This is a genomic window from Glycomyces xiaoerkulensis (assembly GCF_002798405.1).
GTDB classification, from domain to species: Bacteria; Actinomycetota; Actinomycetes; order Mycobacteriales; family Micromonosporaceae; genus Glycomyces; species Glycomyces xiaoerkulensis.
In genome coordinates this window covers 90,179-107,692 of the sequence record NZ_PGGV01000007.1, presented here as the reverse complement: position 1 = coordinate 107,692, position 17,514 = coordinate 90,179, and the positions used below count along the sequence as shown (strand labels likewise).

Annotated in this window: 17 protein-coding genes and 1 riboswitch; of the genes, 14 read left to right on the top strand and 3 right to left on the bottom strand. The window is 71.0% G+C overall.

What is annotated here, in order from left to right:
* Positions 1 to 24: 24 nt before the first annotated feature.
* The 9 genes from CUT39_RS02625 to CUT39_RS02585 all read left to right on the top strand — a co-directional run bounded on the left by CUT39_RS02625 (position 25) and on the right by CUT39_RS02585 (position 9,880).
* Entirely contained in the window at positions 25 to 657 is a 633-nt protein-coding gene (locus tag CUT39_RS02625) for a hypothetical protein (protein ID WP_157930440.1), read from the top strand.
* Between the two features lie 308 nt (positions 658 to 965).
* Positions 966 to 1,568: a CDP-alcohol phosphatidyltransferase family protein gene (locus tag CUT39_RS02620; protein WP_100444393.1), complete on the top strand. Its 603-nt coding sequence runs from the start codon at positions 966 to 968 to the stop codon at positions 1,566 to 1,568.
* Positions 1,569 to 1,718: 150 nt separating this feature from the next.
* Positions 1,719 to 2,096 (top strand): glycine cleavage system protein GcvH, encoded by a 378-nt coding sequence (gcvH, locus tag CUT39_RS02615; RefSeq protein WP_100444392.1) that lies wholly within the window; start codon positions 1,719 to 1,721, stop codon positions 2,094 to 2,096.
* Positions 2,097 to 2,130: 34 nt separating this feature from the next.
* The gene (locus tag CUT39_RS02610; protein WP_100444390.1) at positions 2,131 to 2,568 is read left to right on the top strand and encodes an FHA domain-containing protein; all 438 of its coding nucleotides are present in this window, start codon (positions 2,131 to 2,133) and stop codon (positions 2,566 to 2,568) included.
* Positions 2,569 to 2,699: 131 nt separating this feature from the next.
* Entirely contained in the window at positions 2,700 to 3,170 is a 471-nt protein-coding gene (locus CUT39_RS02605) for a bifunctional nuclease family protein (RefSeq protein ID WP_100444388.1), read from the top strand.
* A 106-nt stretch (positions 3,171 to 3,276) separates the two neighbouring features.
* A complete protein-coding gene (locus CUT39_RS02600; protein ID WP_100444387.1) occupies positions 3,277 to 3,843 on the top strand; it encodes a MerR family transcriptional regulator in 567 nt (188 codons plus the stop codon).
* Between the two features lie 21 nt (positions 3,844 to 3,864).
* A riboswitch (glycine riboswitch) is annotated at positions 3,865 to 3,980 on the top strand.
* A gap of 78 nt (positions 3,981 to 4,058) precedes the next feature.
* Complete coding sequence (gene gcvP / locus CUT39_RS02595; protein ID WP_100444385.1) at positions 4,059 to 6,902, top strand: aminomethyl-transferring glycine dehydrogenase; 2,844 nt, start codon at positions 4,059 to 4,061, stop codon at positions 6,900 to 6,902.
* Between the two features lie 172 nt (positions 6,903 to 7,074).
* Positions 7,075 to 8,664, top strand: coding sequence for a vWA domain-containing protein (locus tag CUT39_RS02590; protein ID WP_198586817.1), 1,590 nt, complete (start codon positions 7,075 to 7,077; stop codon positions 8,662 to 8,664).
* A gap of 73 nt (positions 8,665 to 8,737) precedes the next feature.
* Entirely contained in the window at positions 8,738 to 9,880 is a 1,143-nt protein-coding gene (locus tag CUT39_RS02585; protein ID WP_100444382.1) for a chorismate-binding protein, read from the top strand.
* Between the two features lie 20 nt (positions 9,881 to 9,900).
* Here CUT39_RS02585 and CUT39_RS02580 read toward each other — a convergent pair whose 3' ends face one another.
* Entirely contained in the window at positions 9,901 to 10,155 is a 255-nt protein-coding gene (locus CUT39_RS02580) for a hypothetical protein (RefSeq protein WP_100444381.1), read from the bottom strand.
* A gap of 231 nt (positions 10,156 to 10,386) precedes the next feature.
* Here CUT39_RS02580 and CUT39_RS02575 point away from each other — a divergent pair, with 231 nt between their 5' ends.
* Positions 10,387 to 10,761 carry an ankyrin repeat domain-containing protein gene (locus tag CUT39_RS02575; protein WP_408611093.1) on the top strand — a complete coding sequence of 125 codons (375 nt, stop codon included), beginning with the start codon at positions 10,387 to 10,389 and terminating at the stop codon, positions 10,759 to 10,761.
* Here CUT39_RS02575 and CUT39_RS02570 read toward each other — a convergent pair.
* Complete coding sequence (locus CUT39_RS02570; RefSeq protein WP_100444428.1) at positions 10,758 to 11,684, bottom strand: LysR family transcriptional regulator; 927 nt, start codon at positions 11,682 to 11,684, stop codon at positions 10,758 to 10,760. The genes CUT39_RS02575 and CUT39_RS02570 overlap by 4 nt on opposite strands.
* Positions 11,685 to 11,842: 158 nt before the next feature.
* Between CUT39_RS02570 and CUT39_RS02565 the strand changes: the two genes are divergently transcribed.
* From CUT39_RS02565 to CUT39_RS02550, 4 genes are all read left to right on the top strand, one after another.
* A complete protein-coding gene (locus CUT39_RS02565; RefSeq protein WP_408611091.1) occupies positions 11,843 to 12,499 on the top strand; it encodes a succinate dehydrogenase cytochrome b subunit in 657 nt (218 codons plus the stop codon).
* A 1-nt stretch (position 12,500) separates the two neighbouring features.
* The gene (locus tag CUT39_RS02560; RefSeq protein ID WP_100444379.1) at positions 12,501 to 14,441 is read left to right on the top strand and encodes a fumarate reductase/succinate dehydrogenase flavoprotein subunit; all 1,941 of its coding nucleotides are present in this window, start codon (positions 12,501 to 12,503) and stop codon (positions 14,439 to 14,441) included.
* Positions 14,438 to 15,184 (top strand): succinate dehydrogenase/fumarate reductase iron-sulfur subunit, encoded by a 747-nt coding sequence (locus CUT39_RS02555; protein WP_100444378.1) that lies wholly within the window; start codon positions 14,438 to 14,440, stop codon positions 15,182 to 15,184. The genes CUT39_RS02560 and CUT39_RS02555 overlap by 4 nt, the downstream gene beginning before the upstream one ends.
* 200 nt (positions 15,185 to 15,384) lie before the next feature.
* The gene (locus CUT39_RS02550; RefSeq protein ID WP_232805540.1) at positions 15,385 to 16,119 is read left to right on the top strand and encodes a MerR family transcriptional regulator; all 735 of its coding nucleotides are present in this window, start codon (positions 15,385 to 15,387) and stop codon (positions 16,117 to 16,119) included.
* 47 nt (positions 16,120 to 16,166) lie between these two features.
* Here the strand turns inward: CUT39_RS02550 and CUT39_RS02545 are convergent, their stop codons facing one another.
* On the bottom strand, positions 16,167 to 17,354 hold the full coding sequence (locus CUT39_RS02545) for a hypothetical protein (protein WP_100444376.1): 1,188 nt from the start codon (positions 17,352 to 17,354) through the stop codon (positions 16,167 to 16,169).
* Positions 17,355 to 17,514: the final 160 nt, after the last annotated feature.

Here is a 17,514-nt window from a genome sequence, read left to right as displayed (position 1 = left end):
CCCATCCGAACCTTGGAGGAGACCATGACCAATCCGCCCCAGGCAGATCAGAGGAAGCCCCGCCCAGGCACCGTGACCCTCGCCGTCTGGCTCCAACTGCTGCTCGCCGTCGGCATGGCCGTCTCGACCATCACCGGTTTCGTCTACGGCGCCGACGCCGACCAGGCCCTGGTCGACGAGCTCGAGCGGCAGGGGACCGATGTCGGCGAGCTGCCGGAGGAGTACGGCGTCACCGAACAGACCTTCGAACCGGCCGGCGCGGACCTGATCCTGCCGCTGGTGATCGTGGCCGGCCTGGTCCTGCTGGCCCTGTTCAACCTCGCCGGCAACCGCGTCACCCGGATCCTGACCTGGGTCTTCCAGCCCCTGGTGCTCATCTGCGGCGGCTTCGTTCTGGCCCTGCAGGTGTTCCTGGCCAACTTCATGCAGATGGGCTTCGACGCCGCCGACCCGCCGATCGATCTCGACGCGCAGGCCCTGGTCGACGCCGCCATGGACGCCTACCCGGCCTGGGCCACGTGGGTCGACTACGCCGTGTTCGCCTTGGCGACGCTCGGCTCGCTGCTGGTGATCATCCTGCTGGCGGTGCCGGCTTCCAACGCCTACTTCCGCAAGGAGGAGGCCCCGCCGGACATCCCGGGTGCCCCGCCGCAGTAGCGGCCGCCTGAAAGCGACCCGGGCCGGGATCGGCCCGGGTTGTTTTCTATCACTGTTTGGTTTAGATATATATCGACATCGAGGTTTTCAACCTCCGCCAAACCGGACGCCGTCACCGCCCCAGAGCCCCATATCGTCGGGCTTCGCCCGGCGGCTACACAACGGCAGCGCGCTGCTACAGGCTTACAGTGTCGGTCCCCTGAGGCTAGAATCGCGGTACACCCACCGCGGCGACGTCGAGAACCAGGCTCGCGCCGGTCGAGCGAAGTGGAAACCAACGGCTACAGGAGCCGCCGAGAGGACCCGCCTTGAGTAACGCAGCAGCGCCCACCGGCTGGGGGGTCTGGACGTGGCCGAACCTGGTCACCGCGATCCGTCTGGCCGGTATCCCGCTGTTCTGCTACCTGCTGATGGCCACCGAGTACTACTGGCAGGCGGCGGCGGTCCTGGCCATCGGCGGCGGCACCGACTGGGTCGACGGGCAGTTGGCCCGCCGCCTCAACCAGGTCTCCAGGCTCGGCCGCCTGCTCGACCCGCTGGTCGACCGGCTCTACATCCTCACCGCGCTGCTCGCCCTGACCTTCATGGGCCTGCTGCCGTGGCTGTTCACCATCGCGGTCCTCGCCCGCGAGACCGTCCTGGTCAGCCTGGTCGTGCTCCTGCGCTGGTACGGCTACGCCCCGCCGCAGGTCCACTTCCTCGGCAAGTGCGCGACCACCGTGGTGTTCATGTCGTTCCCGGTGCTGGTCGTCGCCGGCCTGGGCGACGACGCCACCACCTGGGCCGCCCCGCTGGGCTGGGCCCTCGCCTGGTGGGGCCTGGGCCTGTACTGGCTGGCCGCGTTCGTCTACCTCCGCCAGGCCGGCGGCCTGCTCCGCTCCGGGCGCGCCCGCGCCCGCGCGGCCGCCTGACACGGCGAGGCTCCCGAAGCGTGGCAACGCCACCGGCTAGATTGGCATGATCACCCTGAAGCGGACCCGCCGACGGCCGCATCCGGGTGAGCGATACGGTCATGTGCGTCCGGCCCGCCGCTCGGCGGCCTTCTCAGAGGGGAGCACCAGGTGATTCCGGAGCAGTTGCGCTACACCGCCGAACACGAGTGGATCGAGCAGCGCGAGGGCGGCACCGTCCGCGTCGGCATCACCGACTTCGCCCAGAACTCGCTCGGCGACGTGGTCTTCGTGCAGCTCCCGGAGGCCGGCGCCGAGGTGCGGTCCGGGGACGTGATCGGCGAAGTCGAATCGACCAAGAGCGTCTCCGACGTGTACGCTCCTGTCACCGGTAAGATCCTGACATGTAATGACGAACTGTCGGAATCCCCGGAATTGGTGAACAGCGACCCCTATCAGGCGGGCTGGATGTTCGACATCGAAGTCGAGGATTCGGGCTCGCTCGCTGCTTTGCTCGACGCTGGCGCGTATGCGAAGCTTACGGAGTGACCAGAGGGTCCAGACTTGTAGAAGGTGGCAATCCATGACGCGTTCGAATGACGAGTTCCCTCCGCCGGATGTGACGGCCACGATGAACCTCTCCGCTCTGCAGGAGAGTGGCGAGGTCGACGCGGAGCTGAACTCTGCTCGGCTGGCAGATTCGCTGCCGGCGGGAACCGCGCTGCTGGTAGTCCGCCGTGGACCGAACGCCGGCGCCCGCTTCCTGCTGAACACGGAAGTGACCACGTCGGGCCGGCATCCCGACTCCGACATCTTCCTCGACGACGTGACCGTATCCCGGCGCCACGCCGAATTCCACCGCGACACCCCCGGATTCACCGTCCGCGACGTCGGCAGCCTCAACGGCACCTATGTCAACCGTGAACGCGTGGAGACGGCCACGCTCGGCAACGGCGACGAGGTGCAGATCGGCAAGTTCCGCCTGGTCTTCATCAGCGGCCCGAAGCCGGCCGCGGCCTGATCCCCGAGGTCCGATGCCGTCCGCTCGGTTCACATCGAATGTTATGCGAGTAGGCTGAGAGACATGGGGCCCGTGCGGCGACACCCGGCACGGGTCCGGTCGGCGACGAGGCACCCGTTGGAGGCGAACAGGTGCGGATGATGACCGTAGTCGGGGTCCGCGTGGAACTCCCGAGCAACCAACCGGTAGTCCTGCTCAAAGAGAACGACGGCAACCGCTACCTGCCGATCTGGATCGGCACGGTCGAGGCGGCGGCGATCGCCTACCAGCAGCAGGACGTCCAACTGTCCCGCCCGCTCACCCACGACCTGATGCGCGACATCCTCAAGGCGCTCGAGGCGACGCTCACGGCCGTGGAGATCATCGAACTCCGCGACACGATCTACTTCGCCGAACTGCTGCTGAACGACAAGACCCGCGTCCCCTCGCGCTCCTCGGACGCGATCGCGCTCGCGCTGCGGGCCGACGCCCCGATCTGGTGCGCCGAGGAGGTCCTCGACGAGGCGGGTGTGGTCCTGCCCGACACTCAGGAGGACGAGGTGGAGAAGTTCCGGGAATTCCTCGAGGAGGTCTCGCCCGAGGACTTCGACGAACACCACTGAGCCGCACCCCCCGCCGACCGGTCGAGCAATATTCTGGTTCGGCCCATTGTGCTGTGTTCGGGCGTTACGCTCCTTCGAAGAGCCCAGTTGGCGTGCGGAGGACGCGATGGATGCCCACAGTGAATCGATCGGCCGGAACCAGGTGCCCCTCTCGCAGATCCGCGGCTGGCGCGGCACCGCCGCCTGCCGGGTGGTCGGCATCTCCTATCGGCAGCTCGACTACTGGGCCCGCACCGGACTGGTCGAACCGAGCGTGCGCCCCGCGGCCGGTTCGGGATCGAACCGGCTCTACTCCTTCCGCGACATCATCGTCCTGAAGGTCATCAAGCGCCTGCTGGACGCCGGCGTCTCCCTGCGGAACATCCGCAAGGCCGTCAATGCACTGCGCCGCCGCGGCGTGAAGGACCTGGCCGAGATCACGCTCATGTCCGACGGATCCACCGTCTACGAGTGCCGGTCGGCCGGCGAGGTCATCGACCTGCTGCGCGGCGGCCAGGGCGTCTTCGGCATCGCCGTCCGTTCGACCGTCACCGAGGTCATGGGCCGCCTGGCCACCCTCCCCGGGGAGGCGCCGATCACCGCGCCCACCCGGCTCCACCCGCCCGAGCAGGCCCACGGGACCGGGCGCGCCGGAGGCGGCCCCGTGCCCGATCGACGACGCACCGCATCCTGACATACGATGTGCGCAGAGCCGGAAAACCGGACGGGAGAGACCGCAGCCGGGCTGACGCTCGCCGAAGCGCAGGCACGCGGCACCGAAGGGGCAAGTCCCTCTCCGAAGCTCTCAGGTACCAGGACCGCCCGGATATGGCCGCTCTGAAGCCGCGCCGCAGCGCCGGTGACAGATGAGGGGACGCCAACGCAGCACTGTCACCGGAGGTCGTCTTCGTGTACCCGTCATCTTTCTCCGAGCGCCACATCGGCACCAGCACCGCCGACCGCGACGCCATGCTCAAGGCCGTCGGCTACCCCAGCGTCGAGGCGCTCATGGACGCCTGCATGCCCGACCTGATCCGCTCCGACGACGGACTCCACCTCCCGCAGGCCGCCTCGGAGGCCGAGGCGCAGGCCGAGCTGCGCGCCCTGGCCGCACGCAACCGCCCGATGCGGTCGATGATCGGCCTGGGCTACCACGGCACCCACACCCCGGCGGTCATCCGGCGCAACGTCCTGGAGAACCCCTCCTGGTACACCGCTTACACGCCCTACCAGGCCGAGATCAGCCAGGGCCGCCTGGAGGCCCTGCTGAACTTCCAGACGATGGTCGCCGACCTGACCGGGCTGCCGGTGGCGGGCGCGAGCCTGCTGGACGAGGCCACCGCCGCCGCCGAAGCGATGCTGCTGGCCCGGCGCACCGCCGCCCGGCGCCGGCGGCCCTCGGCGGGACCGCCCTCAGAGGTGTTCGTGGTCGACCGCCGCGTCCTGCCCCAGACCAAGGCTGTCCTGGCGACCCGCGCCGAGCCGGTCGGGATCGAGCTGGTGGAGGCCGACTGCGCCGACCCGGACGCGCTGCCCGAGGCGATGTTCGGGCTGCTGCTGCAGTACCCGGGCGCGGACGGCGAGCTCCGCGACTGGAGCGCGGTCGCCGACGCCGCCCGGGAGCGGGGCGCGACGGTCGCGGTCGCGGCCGACCTGCTGGCACTGGCGCTGCTGAGGCCGCCGGGGGAGTTCGGGGCCGACATCGCGGTGGGGTCGACCCAGCGGTTCGGCGTGCCGATGGGCTTCGGCGGGCCGCACGCCGGCTACATGTCGGTGCGCGAGGACCTCAAGCGCGGGCTGCCGGGCCGGCTGGTGGGGGTCTCCCGGGACGCGAGCGGCGCCCCGGCGCTGCGCCTGGCGCTCCAGACGCGGGAGCAGCACATCCGCCGCGAGAGGGCCACCAGCAATATCTGCACCGCGCAGGTGCTTCCGGCCGTCCTCGCCTCCTCGTACGCGGTCTGGCACGGTCCGGACGGACTGCGGCGGATCGCCGAGGGCACCGCCTCGGCCGCCGCCCGCCTGGCGGCCTCGCTGCGGGGCGCCGGGATCGGGATCGTCCGGGAGGCGGTCTTCGACACCGTCGTGGCCGCGACTCCCGGGCGTGCCGACACCGTGGTCGCGTCGGCGGCGGCCTGCGGGATCAATCTGCGCCGCGTCGACGCCGACCACGTGGCGGTCGCCTGCGACGAGACCACCGGCGAGTCCGACCTGCGGATCGTGTGCGAGGCGTTCGGCGCCCGGCTGCTCGGGGCGGCCGAACCGGCGGTCCCGGACCGGCTGCGCCGCGAGAGCCCCTACCTGACCCACCCGGTGTTCTCCTCGCACCGCTCCGAGACGGCCATGATGCGGTATCTCAAGCGGCTGGCCGATGCCGACTACGGGCTCGACCGCGGCATGATCCCGCTGGGGTCGTGCACCATGAAGCTCAACGCCGCCGCCGAGATGGAGCCGATCAGTTGGCCCGAGTTCGCCGACGTCCACCCGCTGGCGCCGGAGTCGCAGACCGAGGGGTGGCGGCGCCTGATCGACCAGCTCGAAGGCTGGCTGGCCGACGCGTGCGGTTACGCCGCGGTCAGTGTCCAGCCCAACGCCGGCTCCCAGGGCGAGCTGGCCGGGCTGCTGGCGATCAAGGCGTGGCATGAGGCCCGCGGCGAAGGGGAGCGCGACGTGTGCCTGATCCCGGCCAGCGCGCATGGGACGAATGCGGCGTCGGCGGTGCTGGCGGGTATGCGTGTGGTGGTGGTGGCCTGTGATGAGGCGGGGAATGTGGATGTGGCGGATTTGGAGGAGCGGATCGGTGAGCTCGGTGGTTCGCTGGCGGCGCTGATGGTGACGTATCCGTCGACGCACGGGGTGTATGAGTCGTCGATTGTGGAGGTCTGTGGGCGGGTCCATGATGCGGGTGGTCAGGTGTATGTGGATGGGGCGAATCTGAATGCGCTGCTGGGTTGGGCGAAGCCGGGGCGGTTCGGGGCGGATGTGTCGCATCTGAATCTGCATAAGACGTTCTGTATTCCGCATGGCGGTGGTGGTCCCGGGGTGGGGCCGGTGGCGGTGGCGGGGCATTTGGTGCCGTATTTGCCGTCGGATCCGCTGGCGGGGGAGTCGGGTCCGGTGGGGCCGGTGTCGCAGGCCCGGTGGGGTTCGGCGGGGATCTTGCAGATTCCGTGGATGTTTTTGCGGATGATGGGTGCCGAGGGGGTGCGTGCGGCGACGTCGTCGGCGGTGTTGGCGGCGAATTATGTGGCTTCGCGGTTGCGGGGGGTGTTTCCGGTGTTGTATGCGGGGGAGCATGGCCTGGTGGCGCATGAGTGCATTTTGGATTTTCGGGGGTTGTCGCGGGAGACGGGGGTGACGGTGGAGGATGTGGCGAAGCGGTTGATCGATTTCGGGTTTCATGCGCCGACGATGTCGTTTCCGGTGGCGGGGACGTTGATGGTGGAGCCGACCGAGTCGGAGGGTTTGGGGGAGTTGGATCGGTTCTGTGGGGCGATGATCGCTATTCGGGGCGAGATCGATGCGGTGGCGTCGGGTGCGGTGGCGCTTGAGGATTCGGTGTTGCGGGGGGCGCCGCATACGGCGGCGGTGGTGTCGGCCGAGGAGTGGGGTCGGCCTTATGGGCGGTCGGTGGCGGCGTGGCCTGCTGGTGTGGTGGGTTCGAAGTATTGGCCGCCGGTGGGGCGGGTGGATAATGCGTGGGGTGATCGTCACTTGGCGTGTACGTGTCCGCCGGTCGGGTCGTACGGGGGTTGAGGAGCCGTTCGGCCGGGGTGGGGCTGGGTCTGTCGGGTGGTTCTACACTGGCTGGCGACAGTTCCCCCAGGAGTGAGTGATGGTTTTCGGGCACACGCGTGCAGTGAAGTCGCACCGTACCGGTCGGCGGCGGAAGAGAGGCGGGTCGCGGTTGCCGGTGGCGCCGTGGATCGTGATCACGTTGGTGTGCGTGTTGGTGGCCTCGGGGTTGACCACTGGTTTCGTGCTGTTGTTGCGTGCCGGCTGCGGTGGGGATACGCATCGGGTGTCGGTGGCGGCGGCTGAGAATATCGCGGGGACGTTGGAGGATTTGGCGCTGGAGTGGGAGCGGGGGAATCCGGAGCTGGACGGTCAGTGCGTGGGGGTGGAGGTGAACCCGGTCGGGGCGGTGGAGGCGTCGCAGAACCTGACGGGAGATTGGAGCACGGTGTCGGTGGGGCCGTTGCCGATTGCGTGGGTGCCGGATTCGGATGTGTGGCCGGAGTGGGTGTCGGGCACGGAGGTGACGGCGGATTATTTCTCGTCGGAGCCGGTGGTGCTGGGGGAGTCGAAGTCGGTGTTGGCGGTGCCGGAGCCGACGGCTGCGGAGTTGGGTTGGCTGGGTGGTCAGCCGCCGTCGTGGTCTGAGGTGTTGGAGGCGGCCGAGGCCGGTTCGGTGACGTTGGCGGGTGCGGATCCGCGTGCGTCGACCGAGGGGTTGCAGGCGATGTTGAATGCGGTCAGCGACGGTGCCGGCGGGGTCGATGGGGAGGCGATGCGGCGGTACGGTGCGGCGGTCGATGCGGGTCGGTGGGGTGACAGTGCCCGGCAGTTGTTTTCGGAGGCGCTGGATTCGGATGATCCGTTGGGGTTCGCCGATGTGTATACGGCGTTGGATTACCAGGTGGAGGCTGTGAATGCGTCTTCGGATCTGGATTTCCAGTTCGTGCCGGTGACGCCGGGTGGTGCGGAGTTGGATGCGGTGTATCCGTATCTGGTGTTGGACGGGGCCGGTTGGGTGTCGGCCAGTGATGCGTCGATCGCGCGGATGTTCGGGGAGTATCTGCAGTCTTCGGAGGCGTTGTCTCAGTTCGAGGGTGCGGGGATTTCGCCGGTGGAGCCGGGGGTGTCGTCGGCGGGGGCGATCACCGGTGAGACGGTGCGGGAGGCGGTGTGGCAGTGGCGGTCGATGCGGCGGGATCTGCATGTGCTGATGGTGGTGGACCGGTCGGCGTCGGTCGGGTCGGAGTCGGTGGAGTACGGCGGTGAGTCGGTTTCGGCCGGTGATGCGGCGATCCGGGCGGCGGTGTCGTTGTTGTACGAGTTCGAGGACTCGGCCCGGGTGGGGTTGTGGGAGTTCGGGGTCGGTGCCGGTTCGGAGGACCATTGGCGGGAGGTGGTCGAGCCGGCCGAGTTGTCGGGTGATGAGCGGGTCGGGTTGGAGGATCAGCTCTGGGCGTTGTCGCAGAATTCGCTGTATCCGGGGGGTTCGCCGCTGTTCGACACGGTGATGGATGCGCACGAGTTCATGAGTGAGCGGGCCGGTGACGGTGGCGGTGAGTATGCGGTGGTGGTGCTGACCAATGGCGGTGTCGATACGGTCAGTGCGCCGACGATCGAGGAGACGGCCGAGACGCTGGCGGAGCGGCCGGGGTCGGTGCGGGTGCACACGGTGGGGTTCGGGTCGGCCGATGCGGGCAATCTGTCGGCGATCGCCGAGGCCACGGGGGGTTCGTACATCGAGGCGGCGGTGTCGGAGGATCTGGTGGAGGTGCTGCGTTAGCGGCTGGTGAATTGCGGCACTCGGGTGGGCGGTGCCGATACCCAGGGGCTTGAGTGGCGCTCACACTTGGGGTATGGCGAGCTTCTCGACGGTGCGCAGTGCTCCTCCGGGTGTGGCCGAGGACTGCCGGGACCGCCTGGTCGAGATCGAGCGGTGCGAGTGGCGGCTCGGCGAGGGCGGGGATCCGGCCCGGTTGGTGGCCGATTTCTGCGAGCGTTTCGATCGTCCGCATACGGGTGCGGACGGTTCGGTGTGCGGGGTGGCGGTGATGGTCTCGGCGGCGGCCGGGGCGGCGATGGTCGGGGCCGAGACGGGGGCGCCTTCGCCGGTGCCGGCGGTGCCGGATGTGGCGCTGATCGCCTATGCGCACGGGGAGCGGCGTGCCCGGTCGGTCGGGGGCGGGTTCGCCGCCGGGCCGTGGCGGCGGTCGTGGAGCGAGGCCGATCATGCCAAGGCGGTCGCGGCGGTGCAGGAGGCGATCGGGCGCGGTGATGTGTATCAGGCGTGCGTGGTCGGGCACCGGTCGGCGGCTTGGGCCGGCGATCCGGGTGCGGCCGCGGCGGCGCTGGGCGCGGTGGAGGGTGCCGCCTGGGGCGGGGTGGTCGCCGGGGAGGACTGGATGGTCGCCTCGGGTTCGCCGGAGTGCTTCCTGCGTCTGGAGGAGGGCCGGGCTTCCACGTTCCCGATCAAGGGCACCGCTCCGGCCGGGGCGGCCGGGCGGGCGGCGCTGGTGGGGTCGGTCAAGGAGCGCGCCGAGCATGTGATGATCGTGGATCTGGAGCGCAATGACCTGGCGCGGGTGGCGGTGCCGGGTTCGGTGGCGGTCGAGGGGCTGTTCACGGTGCGGCGCTGGGCCGATCTGTGGCAGGCGGAGTCGACGGTGACCGCCCGGGTGGCGGCCGGGCTGGATCTGGCGGCGGTGCTGCGGGCGATGTGCCCGCCGGGGTCGGTGACCGGCACCCCGAAGCTGGCGATGCTCGACCTGGTCGGTCGGCTGGAGCCGGTGGGGCGGGGTCCGGCGATGGGGGCGCTGGGGTTCTTCTCGGGCGGGCGGCTGGGTCTGGGGCTGACGATCCGCACGGTGGCGGTCGATGCGCGCCGGGTGCACGTGTGGGCCGGGGGCGGCATCACGTGGCGTTCCGAGCCGGCCGCGGAGGTGGCCGAGGCGGAGGCGAAGGCGTCGGGGGTGCTGCGGGCGCTGGGCCGCGCCGCCTAGCGGGGCGCGGCCCAGCCTGTTCATCCGGTCGTGCGGGCGGTTTTCCAGACCGCTATGGTGCGTTCTTTGGCTTCGTCCCGGATCGTGTCGGACCATTCGGCCCGGTAGAGGCGCAGCCGGGGGGTCGGGGAGCCGAGTTCGACGACGCATCCGAGCGCCATGGGCGGATCGGGATGGACGCGTTGGAGCCATACGGTCCCGCCGCCGGCGTCGCCGCTGACTTGGATGGTGCGGTGCTCTAGTTGGAATTGACCCAGAATCTTCGGCTCGTTCATACGCGAGTCCTCACCATGTTGTGTCCCACCGTGACGGCGCGTCCGCGATCGAGTGCCGGCTGCTCGCCGGGCGCACCGGAGCCTCCATCTTTGCCAGCACTCGTAGCGATGTCAATACCCCACCCGACATCCTGGAGGGTGAAACCGCAGGACAGCGCCTTCCTGACGCCCGGGTGTCGGGTAACGGCGAGTACGGCGACGCACCGGCGGCCCCCTCGGCGGTGTGTCAAGCTGTCTGGCGTGAGCGATGAAGAGGATTTCCGGCAGATCGCCGAGGCGGCCTTCGACCTGGCCCGGACCGGGCGGACCGAGCGGCTGATGCGGTTCGTGGAGGCCGGCCTGCCGGTGGACCTGGTGAACGGGTCGGGCGATTCGCTGCTGATGCTGGCGGCCTACCACGGCCACGCCGACACCGTCCGGGCGCTGATCGGGGCCGGCGCCGATGTGGACCGGCGCAACGACCGGGACCAGTCGCCGCTGGCCGGGGCGGTGTTCAAGGACTTCGGAGCGGTGGCGGCGGCACTGCTGGAGGCGGGGGCCGATCCGGACGCCGGCACGCCGTCGGCGCGGCAGACGGCGGCGATGTTCGACCGGGACTGGCTCTAAAGCGCCCGCATGCCCTCGGGCAGGCGCCCCCAGGCGTGCAGGTCGGTCAGGTGGGCCTCGAGACTGGCGGCGAACGCGTCGGCGGCCCTGGTGAGCGGGGTGTCGGCGCGGGCGGCGAGCGCGATGGTGCGGCTGGCGCCGGGCGGGGCGATGGGTGCGGCGCGCAGGCCGGGCGCGTCGGCGGCAATCATGGCCGGCAGCAGGGCGATGCCGAGGCCGGCGGCGACGAGGCTGGCGACGGCGTCGGTGGCGCCGCCGTCGACGGCGCTGGCGGGGGTGAACCCGGCGGCCTCGCAGGTGGCGATGGTGAGGTGGCGCAGGTCGTAGCCGTGTGCGGGGAGGACGAACGGCTGCTCGCGCACCTGGGCGAGGTGGAGGTGGTCGCGGTCGGTCAGGGGCGGCAGGTCGGCGGCGGAGGCCACCACGAGCGCCTCGGCCAGCAGGGGCCGGACGGCCAGGCCGGTCTCGGCGGCGACGTCGCCGATGGTGAAGGCGAGGTCGAGGTCGCCGGCGGCGAGGCGTTCGGTGAGCTGCACCGAGCCGCCCTCGGTGAGGGCGACGGTGACCCCCGGATGGGTTTCGCGGTAGCGGACCAGGAGCGGGGCGATCAGCCAGGAGCACAGGCTGGGGGTCGCCCCGAGGCGGAGGCGGCCGGCCCGGACGGCCAGGACGTCGTCGATGTCGGCGCGGGCGGCTTCGTGGGCGGCGGTGATGCGGCGGGCGTGGCCCAGGAGCGTGTGGCCGACGTCGGTCAGCTCGATGCGGCCGCGGGAGCGGGTGAGGACGGCCGCGCCCAGTTCGGATTCGAGCGAGCCGATCCGTTTGCTCAGTGACGGTTGCGTCACACCGAGGTTTTCGGCCGCCTGCGTGAAATGACGGGTTTCGGCGACGGCGAGGAACGCCTGGAGCTGCTGCGGACGCACCTTCATAACCTATCGGCATGCAAAGTGCCGCGTCCATGAATTGGACTCGTGACGAGGGTCGCCTCTAGCTTGAGGCCGTGTCTACCGAACTCAGATCGCGCCCGGCCGCCTCCGGCCCGGCGGCCGGGGCCGGCCATGCACCCCGGTGGCGCTCCTCGATCGGCCTGAAGATCATCATGGCCGTCTCCGGGATCGCCCTGGTCGGCTTCATCGTCGCGCACATGGCCGGCAACCTCCACGTCTTCGAGGGCCCGGAGCGGATGAACGAGTACGCCGAGGGCCTGCGCACCTTCGGCGAGCCGCTGCTGCCCCGCGAGAGCCTGCTGTGGGCGATGCGGCTGGGCCTGATCGCCGCCGCCGCCGCGCACATCGCCTCCTCGGTCGCGCTGACCCGGCGCGCGAGCCGCGCCCGCCCGGTCAAGTACGCCTCCCGCAAGGCCGCCCGCGGCGAGGCGGCCCACGCGGCGGCCACCATGCGGTGGGGCGCGATCGTGATCGCCGCCTTCGTCGTCTGGCACCTGCTGGACCTGACCTTCCGGGCGGTCAATCCGGTCAAGGACGTCCCGGACGCCTACGGCGCGGTGGTGGCCACCTTCGCGCCCGAACGCTGGCCGGTGACCGTGTTCTACCTGGCGGCGCTGGTCGCGCTCGGCTTCCACCTGCGGCACGGCATCTGGTCGGCCGTCCAGACCATCGCCGGGCCGTCGGCGGTGTGGCGGCGCCGCTGGCGGGCCGCCGCCCTGGTCACGGCCGTGACCGTCGTGGCCGGATTCGCCGCCGTCCCCCTGGCCGTCTCGTTCGGACTGGTGAGTTGACATGACCGACCACGCGCACTTCCGCACCGGCGACCCGATCGCCGACACCGCCGCCCCCGCCGGGCCGATCAGCGAACGCTGGCAGCGGCGGCGCTTCTCCGGCCGCCTGGTCAACCCGGCCAACCGGCGCAAACTCCGCGTCATCGTCGTCGGCACCGGCCTGGCCGGCGCCTCGGCCGCCGCCACCCTCGGCGAACTGGGCTACCGGGTGGCCAACTACTGCTTCCAGGACTCGCCCCGGCGCGCCCACTCGATCGCCGCCCAGGGCGGGATCAACGCCGCCAAGAACTACCGCAACGACGGCGACAGCGTCCACCGGCTGTTCTACGACACGGTCAAAGGCGGCGACTTCCGGTCCCGGGAGTCGAACGTGCACCGCCTGGCCGAGGTCTCCACCGAGATCATCGACCAGTGCGTCGCCCAGGGGGTCCCCTTCGCCCGCGAATACGGCGGCCTGCTCGACAACCGGTCGTTCGGCGGTGCGCAGGTCTCGCGCACCTTCTACGCCCGCGGCCAGACCGGGCAGCAGCTCCTGCTGGGCGCCTACCAGGCCCTGGAGCGCCAGGTCGCGGCCGGCGCGGTCGACCTGCACACCCGCCACGAGATGCTCGAGCTGGTCGTGACCGGCGGCCGCGCCCGCGGCATCGTCGTCCGCGACCTGGTCACCGGCGAGGTCACCACCGAGATCGCCGACGCGGTGGTCCTGGCCACCGGCGGCTACGGCAACGTGTTCTTCCTGTCGACCAACGCCAAGGGCTGCAACGTCACCGCCTCTTGGCGGGCCCACCGCAAGGGCGCCTACTTCGCCAACCCCTGCTACACCCAGATCCACCCCACCTGCATCCCGCAGTCGGGCGACCACCAGTCGAAGCTGACGCTGATGAGCGAGAGCCTGCGCAACGACGGCCGGGTCTGGGTGCCGGCCCGGCGCGGCGACGACCGCGCGCCCGGTGACGTCCCCGAGGCCGAACGCGATTACTACCTGGAGCGGCGCTACCCGGCGTTCGGGAACCTGGTGCCGCGCGACATCGCCTCCCGGGCGGCCAAGGCCGTCTGCGACGAAGGCCGTGGCGTCGGCCCCGGCGGACTCGGGGTCTACCTCGACTTCGGGGCCGCGATCGACCGCCTCGGCAAGGACGCGGTCGAGGCCAAGTACGGCAACCTGTTCACCATGTACGAACGGATCACCGGCGAGAACCCGTACGAGCGCCCCATGCGGATCTACCCGGCGGTGCATTACACCATGGGCGGGCTGTGGGTCGACTACGACCTGCAGTCGAACCTCCCGGGCCTGTTCGTCGCCGGCGAGGCCAACTTCTCCGACCACGGCGCCAACCGGCTCGGGGCCTCGGCGCTGATGCAGGGGTTGTCCGACGGGTACTTCGTGCTGCCCAACACCATCTCCGACTACCTGGCCGACGGCCCGTTCGAGGAGGTGAGCGACGACCACGAGGACCTGGCCGCCGCCCGCGCCGAAGTCGACCGGCGCCTGGCGTTCTTCCTCGGCAACGACGGCGACCGGACCGTCGACTCCTTCCACCGCGAACTGGGCGGGATCATGTGGGAGTACTGCGGCATGGAGCGCACCGACCAGGGCCTGCGCAAGGCCATCGGCCTCATCGCCGACCTCAGGGACGAGTTCTACCGGCGCGTCAGGGTGCCCGGCACCGGCGCCGAACTCAACCAGCAGCTCGAGAAGGCCGGCCGCGTGGCCGACTTCTTCGAGCTCGCCGAGCTGATGTGCATCGACGCGCTGCACCGCGCCGAATCGTGCGGGGGCCACTTCCGCGCCGAGTCCCAGACCGCCGACGGCGAGGCCGCCCGCGACGACGAGCGCTTCTCCTACGTCGCGGCCTGGGAATGGGCCGCCGAAGCACCGGTGCTCCACAAAGAGGAACTCGCCTTCGAATACGTCAAGCCCACCCAACGGAGCTACAAGTGAAACTACGCCTGCGAATCTGGCGGCAGCCCGACGCCGAGGCCGCCGGCCGGATGGTGCCCTACGAGATCGACGGCGTCTCCGAGGACGCCTCGTTCCTGGAGATGCTCGACGTGCTCAACGAGCACCTCATCGCCGACGGCGCCGACCCGGTCGCGTTCGACCACGACTGCCGCGAAGGCATCTGCGGGGCCTGCTCGCTGGTCATCGACGGCCGGCCGCACGGCCCCCAGGCGGCGACCACCACCTGTCAGCTGCACATGCGCCAGTTCAGCGACGGCGACACCATCGACATCGAGCCGTGGCGGGCCGGCCCCTTCCCGGTGGTCAAGGACCTCGTGGTCGACCGGACCGCGTTCGACCGGATCATCCAGGCCGGCGGCTACATCTCGGCCCCCACCGGCACCGCCCCCGACGCCCACGCCGCCCCGGTGCCCAAGGCCGACGCCGACGCCGCGTTCGCCGCCGCCGCCTGCATCGGCTGCGGCGCGTGCGTGGCCGCCTGCCCGAACGGGTCCGGGATGCTGTTCATGGCCGCCAAGGTCGACCACCTGGCGCGGATGCCGCAGGGCCAGCCCGAGCGGAGCACCCGCGTGCTCGGCATGGTCGAGGCCCACGACGGGGCCGGATTCGGCGGCTGCACCAACACCGGCGAATGCAGCGCAGCGTGCCCCAAGGAGATCGGCCTCGACGTCATCGGCCGGTTGAACCGCGACTTCCGCAAAGCCGCCGCCGGCACCGCCTGAGACGGAGCCGAAAGGTGGCTCCGGCTCCGCCGGTGCCGCCGGCTCCTACCGAACGACGAGCCGCGAACCCCGAGATCACCTCCGGCGGTTGTGACCGGTGCCGCACGATTTCCTCGTTGCCGTTGACGCAGCGTCAGCCGCTAGCTTCGAAGGCACATCGACAAGAGGGGAACCCGATGCGCACCTGGTCGACTGCCGAAGTGGCGAAACTGGCCGGCGTCACCGCCCGCACCCTGCGGCACTACGACGCGGTCGGACTGCTGGAGCCGGCCGCGACCGGCCACGGCGGCATCCGCCGCTACGGCCGGGCCGAACTGCTTCGGCTCCAGCAGATCCTGCTGCTGCGCCGCCTCGGCCTGCGCCTGGAGACCATCGGCGACATCCTCGACGGCGGGCTCGACCCCGTCGCCGCCCTGCGGCACCACGCCGACCACCTGCAGGCCGAGCGCGACCGGATCGACCGCCTCGCCGCCACCGTCGATGCCACCATCCGACAACTCGAAGGAGGCGGCCCCATGGCCCCCGAAACCTGGTTCGACGGCCTCGACGCGGCACAGCAGGCCGAATTCGAAGCCGAAGCGCGCCGCCGGTGGGGCGACGAAGCCGTCGACGCCGGCGACGCGGCGATCAAGCAGATGGAGCCGACCGAGCGGGCCGCCATCCCCGGCAGGTTCGAGGACCTCCACCGGCGCCTCGGGGCGCTCCTCGCATCCGGCGAGGATCCCGAGGCCGAAGCGGTCCAGCGCATCGCCGACGAGCACTACCGGTTCATCGCCCGCCTGTGGGGCACCGAACCGACCGCCGAGGCCTACCGGGGCCTGGGCGAGCTCTACACCGACGATCCGGCCTTCACCGCCACCTACGACCGGGTAGCGGCCGGTCTGGCCCGCTTCCTGCGAGCGGCCATGGACCACTACGCACAGGCCAACCTCTGACACCGGCGGCCGTCGTCTCGTCCACGGACCGAGCGCGGCCGACCGGGTCACCGGTCGGACCGATACCGGTCGATGAACCGCTCGGCCGCCGACGCCAGCGGACCGTGCCCGTCGGCCGCATGCCGCAACCGCAGCCGCTCGAGCAGTTCGGCCAGCACCGAGGCCAGATCCGCCGCCAGGGCCGGGGTCCGCGCGGCCGACTCGGCCAGGCACAGCAGCATCGTCATCCACACCGGCCCGTGGTCGCGGAAGTTCAACCGCAGATTCCGCTCCCCCTGCCGGTCGGCCGCCGTCAGCAGATAATGGATCTCGGTGGCCATCCGCCAGGCGATCGACGGATGCGAAGCCCGGAGCGCCTCGACCGCCCCCTGCACCGCATGCAGCGCCACCGGCGCCAGCCCCGGGTCGCAGCGCGCCGACACCGCCGGCGGCGCCGAATGCGAGGCCGGATCCGGACACAGCCGGTCGACCAGCTTCGGATCGCTGAAGGCCCGCAGCCGCCCGGCCGAGGCCAGCGCCGACCGCAGCGTCAACGGCCGGGCCGCATCGGCGGCCGGCCAGGGCGGCTCCTGGGACGGGAAGTGCTCGGCCAGCAGCCGGGCCGCGCCCTGAGCGAACGACGACCGCCCCGCGGCGGCGTGCAGCTCCACCGCCAGCGCCAGCGCCTGCCGCAGGTGGACCGGGCGGGCCGGGTCGGATCCCAGGTCCGGGATCGCCAGCAGCATCCGGGCGGCCTGGTCGGCCGCGCCGACGGCCAGGTCGGGGTCGGCCGCTCGGCAGAGGATCCGGGCGTTGCGCGACAGGGCGCAGGCCAGTTCGCTGAAGCCGGGCTCGGCCGGGTCGGTCGCTTCCCGATGGTCGTAGGCGCGGACGGCGCCGTCGGCGCAGGTGGTGGCGGTCAGGAGGCGTCCGGATCTGAGGTAGGCGTCGGCGAGGTCGAGTTCGGTGGCGGCGATGCGGCCGCGGTCGGCCTCGAGCTGCCGCAGGTGTTCGAGGCGCTCGGTCAGGGCCTTGGCGGTGCGGGTGTGCTCGCCGAGGGCGGTGTGGACGCGGGCCTGTTCGGCGAGGAGGTCGGCCAGTTCGTCGCGGGCGGTGTCGTCGCCTCGTGCCTCGAGGTAGGAGCGGTATGCGGCGGCGGCGCGGCCGAATCCGGTCAGTGCGGTCCGAAGGCTGCCGGCGGAGGCCAGCCGGGTGGCATCACGGTGGTGCTTGCGAGCGTGACGCTTGTTGGGCATGGCTGCTCCTCGGTGGAGGGGGATCAAAGGAGGCTCTTCGGTTGTCGGGTGCGGCGGCCCGGCGGTGCGCGGGTGCCGGCGGTGTACCGCTGGGCTGCGGAGTGCTCATGGTAGTCCGAGGCTCGGTCGGTGCCGGTCGCGGCCCGCGCCCGATGGGAGC

Bases quoted from the DNA above. Each gene is read 5' to 3' on its own strand.
- CUT39_RS02585 (WP_100444382.1), top strand. From the start codon at position 8,738: ATGGCGAGCTTCTCGACGGTGCGCAGTGCTCCTCCGGGTGTGGCCGAG.
- CUT39_RS02625 (WP_157930440.1), top strand. From the start codon at position 25: ATGACCAATCCGCCCCAGGCAGATCAGAGGAAGCCCCGCCCAGGCACC.
- CUT39_RS02610 (WP_100444390.1), top strand. From the start codon at position 2,131: ATGACGCGTTCGAATGACGAGTTCCCTCCGCCGGATGTGACGGCCACG.
- CUT39_RS02580 (WP_100444381.1), bottom strand. From the start codon at position 10,155: ATGAACGAGCCGAAGATTCTGGGTCAATTCCAACTAGAGCACCGCACC.
- CUT39_RS02560 (WP_100444379.1), top strand. From the start codon at position 12,501: ATGACCGACCACGCGCACTTCCGCACCGGCGACCCGATCGCCGACACC.
- CUT39_RS02545 (WP_100444376.1), bottom strand. From the start codon at position 17,354: ATGCCCAACAAGCGTCACGCTCGCAAGCACCACCGTGATGCCACCCGG.
- CUT39_RS02600 (WP_100444387.1), top strand. From the start codon at position 3,277: ATGGATGCCCACAGTGAATCGATCGGCCGGAACCAGGTGCCCCTCTCG.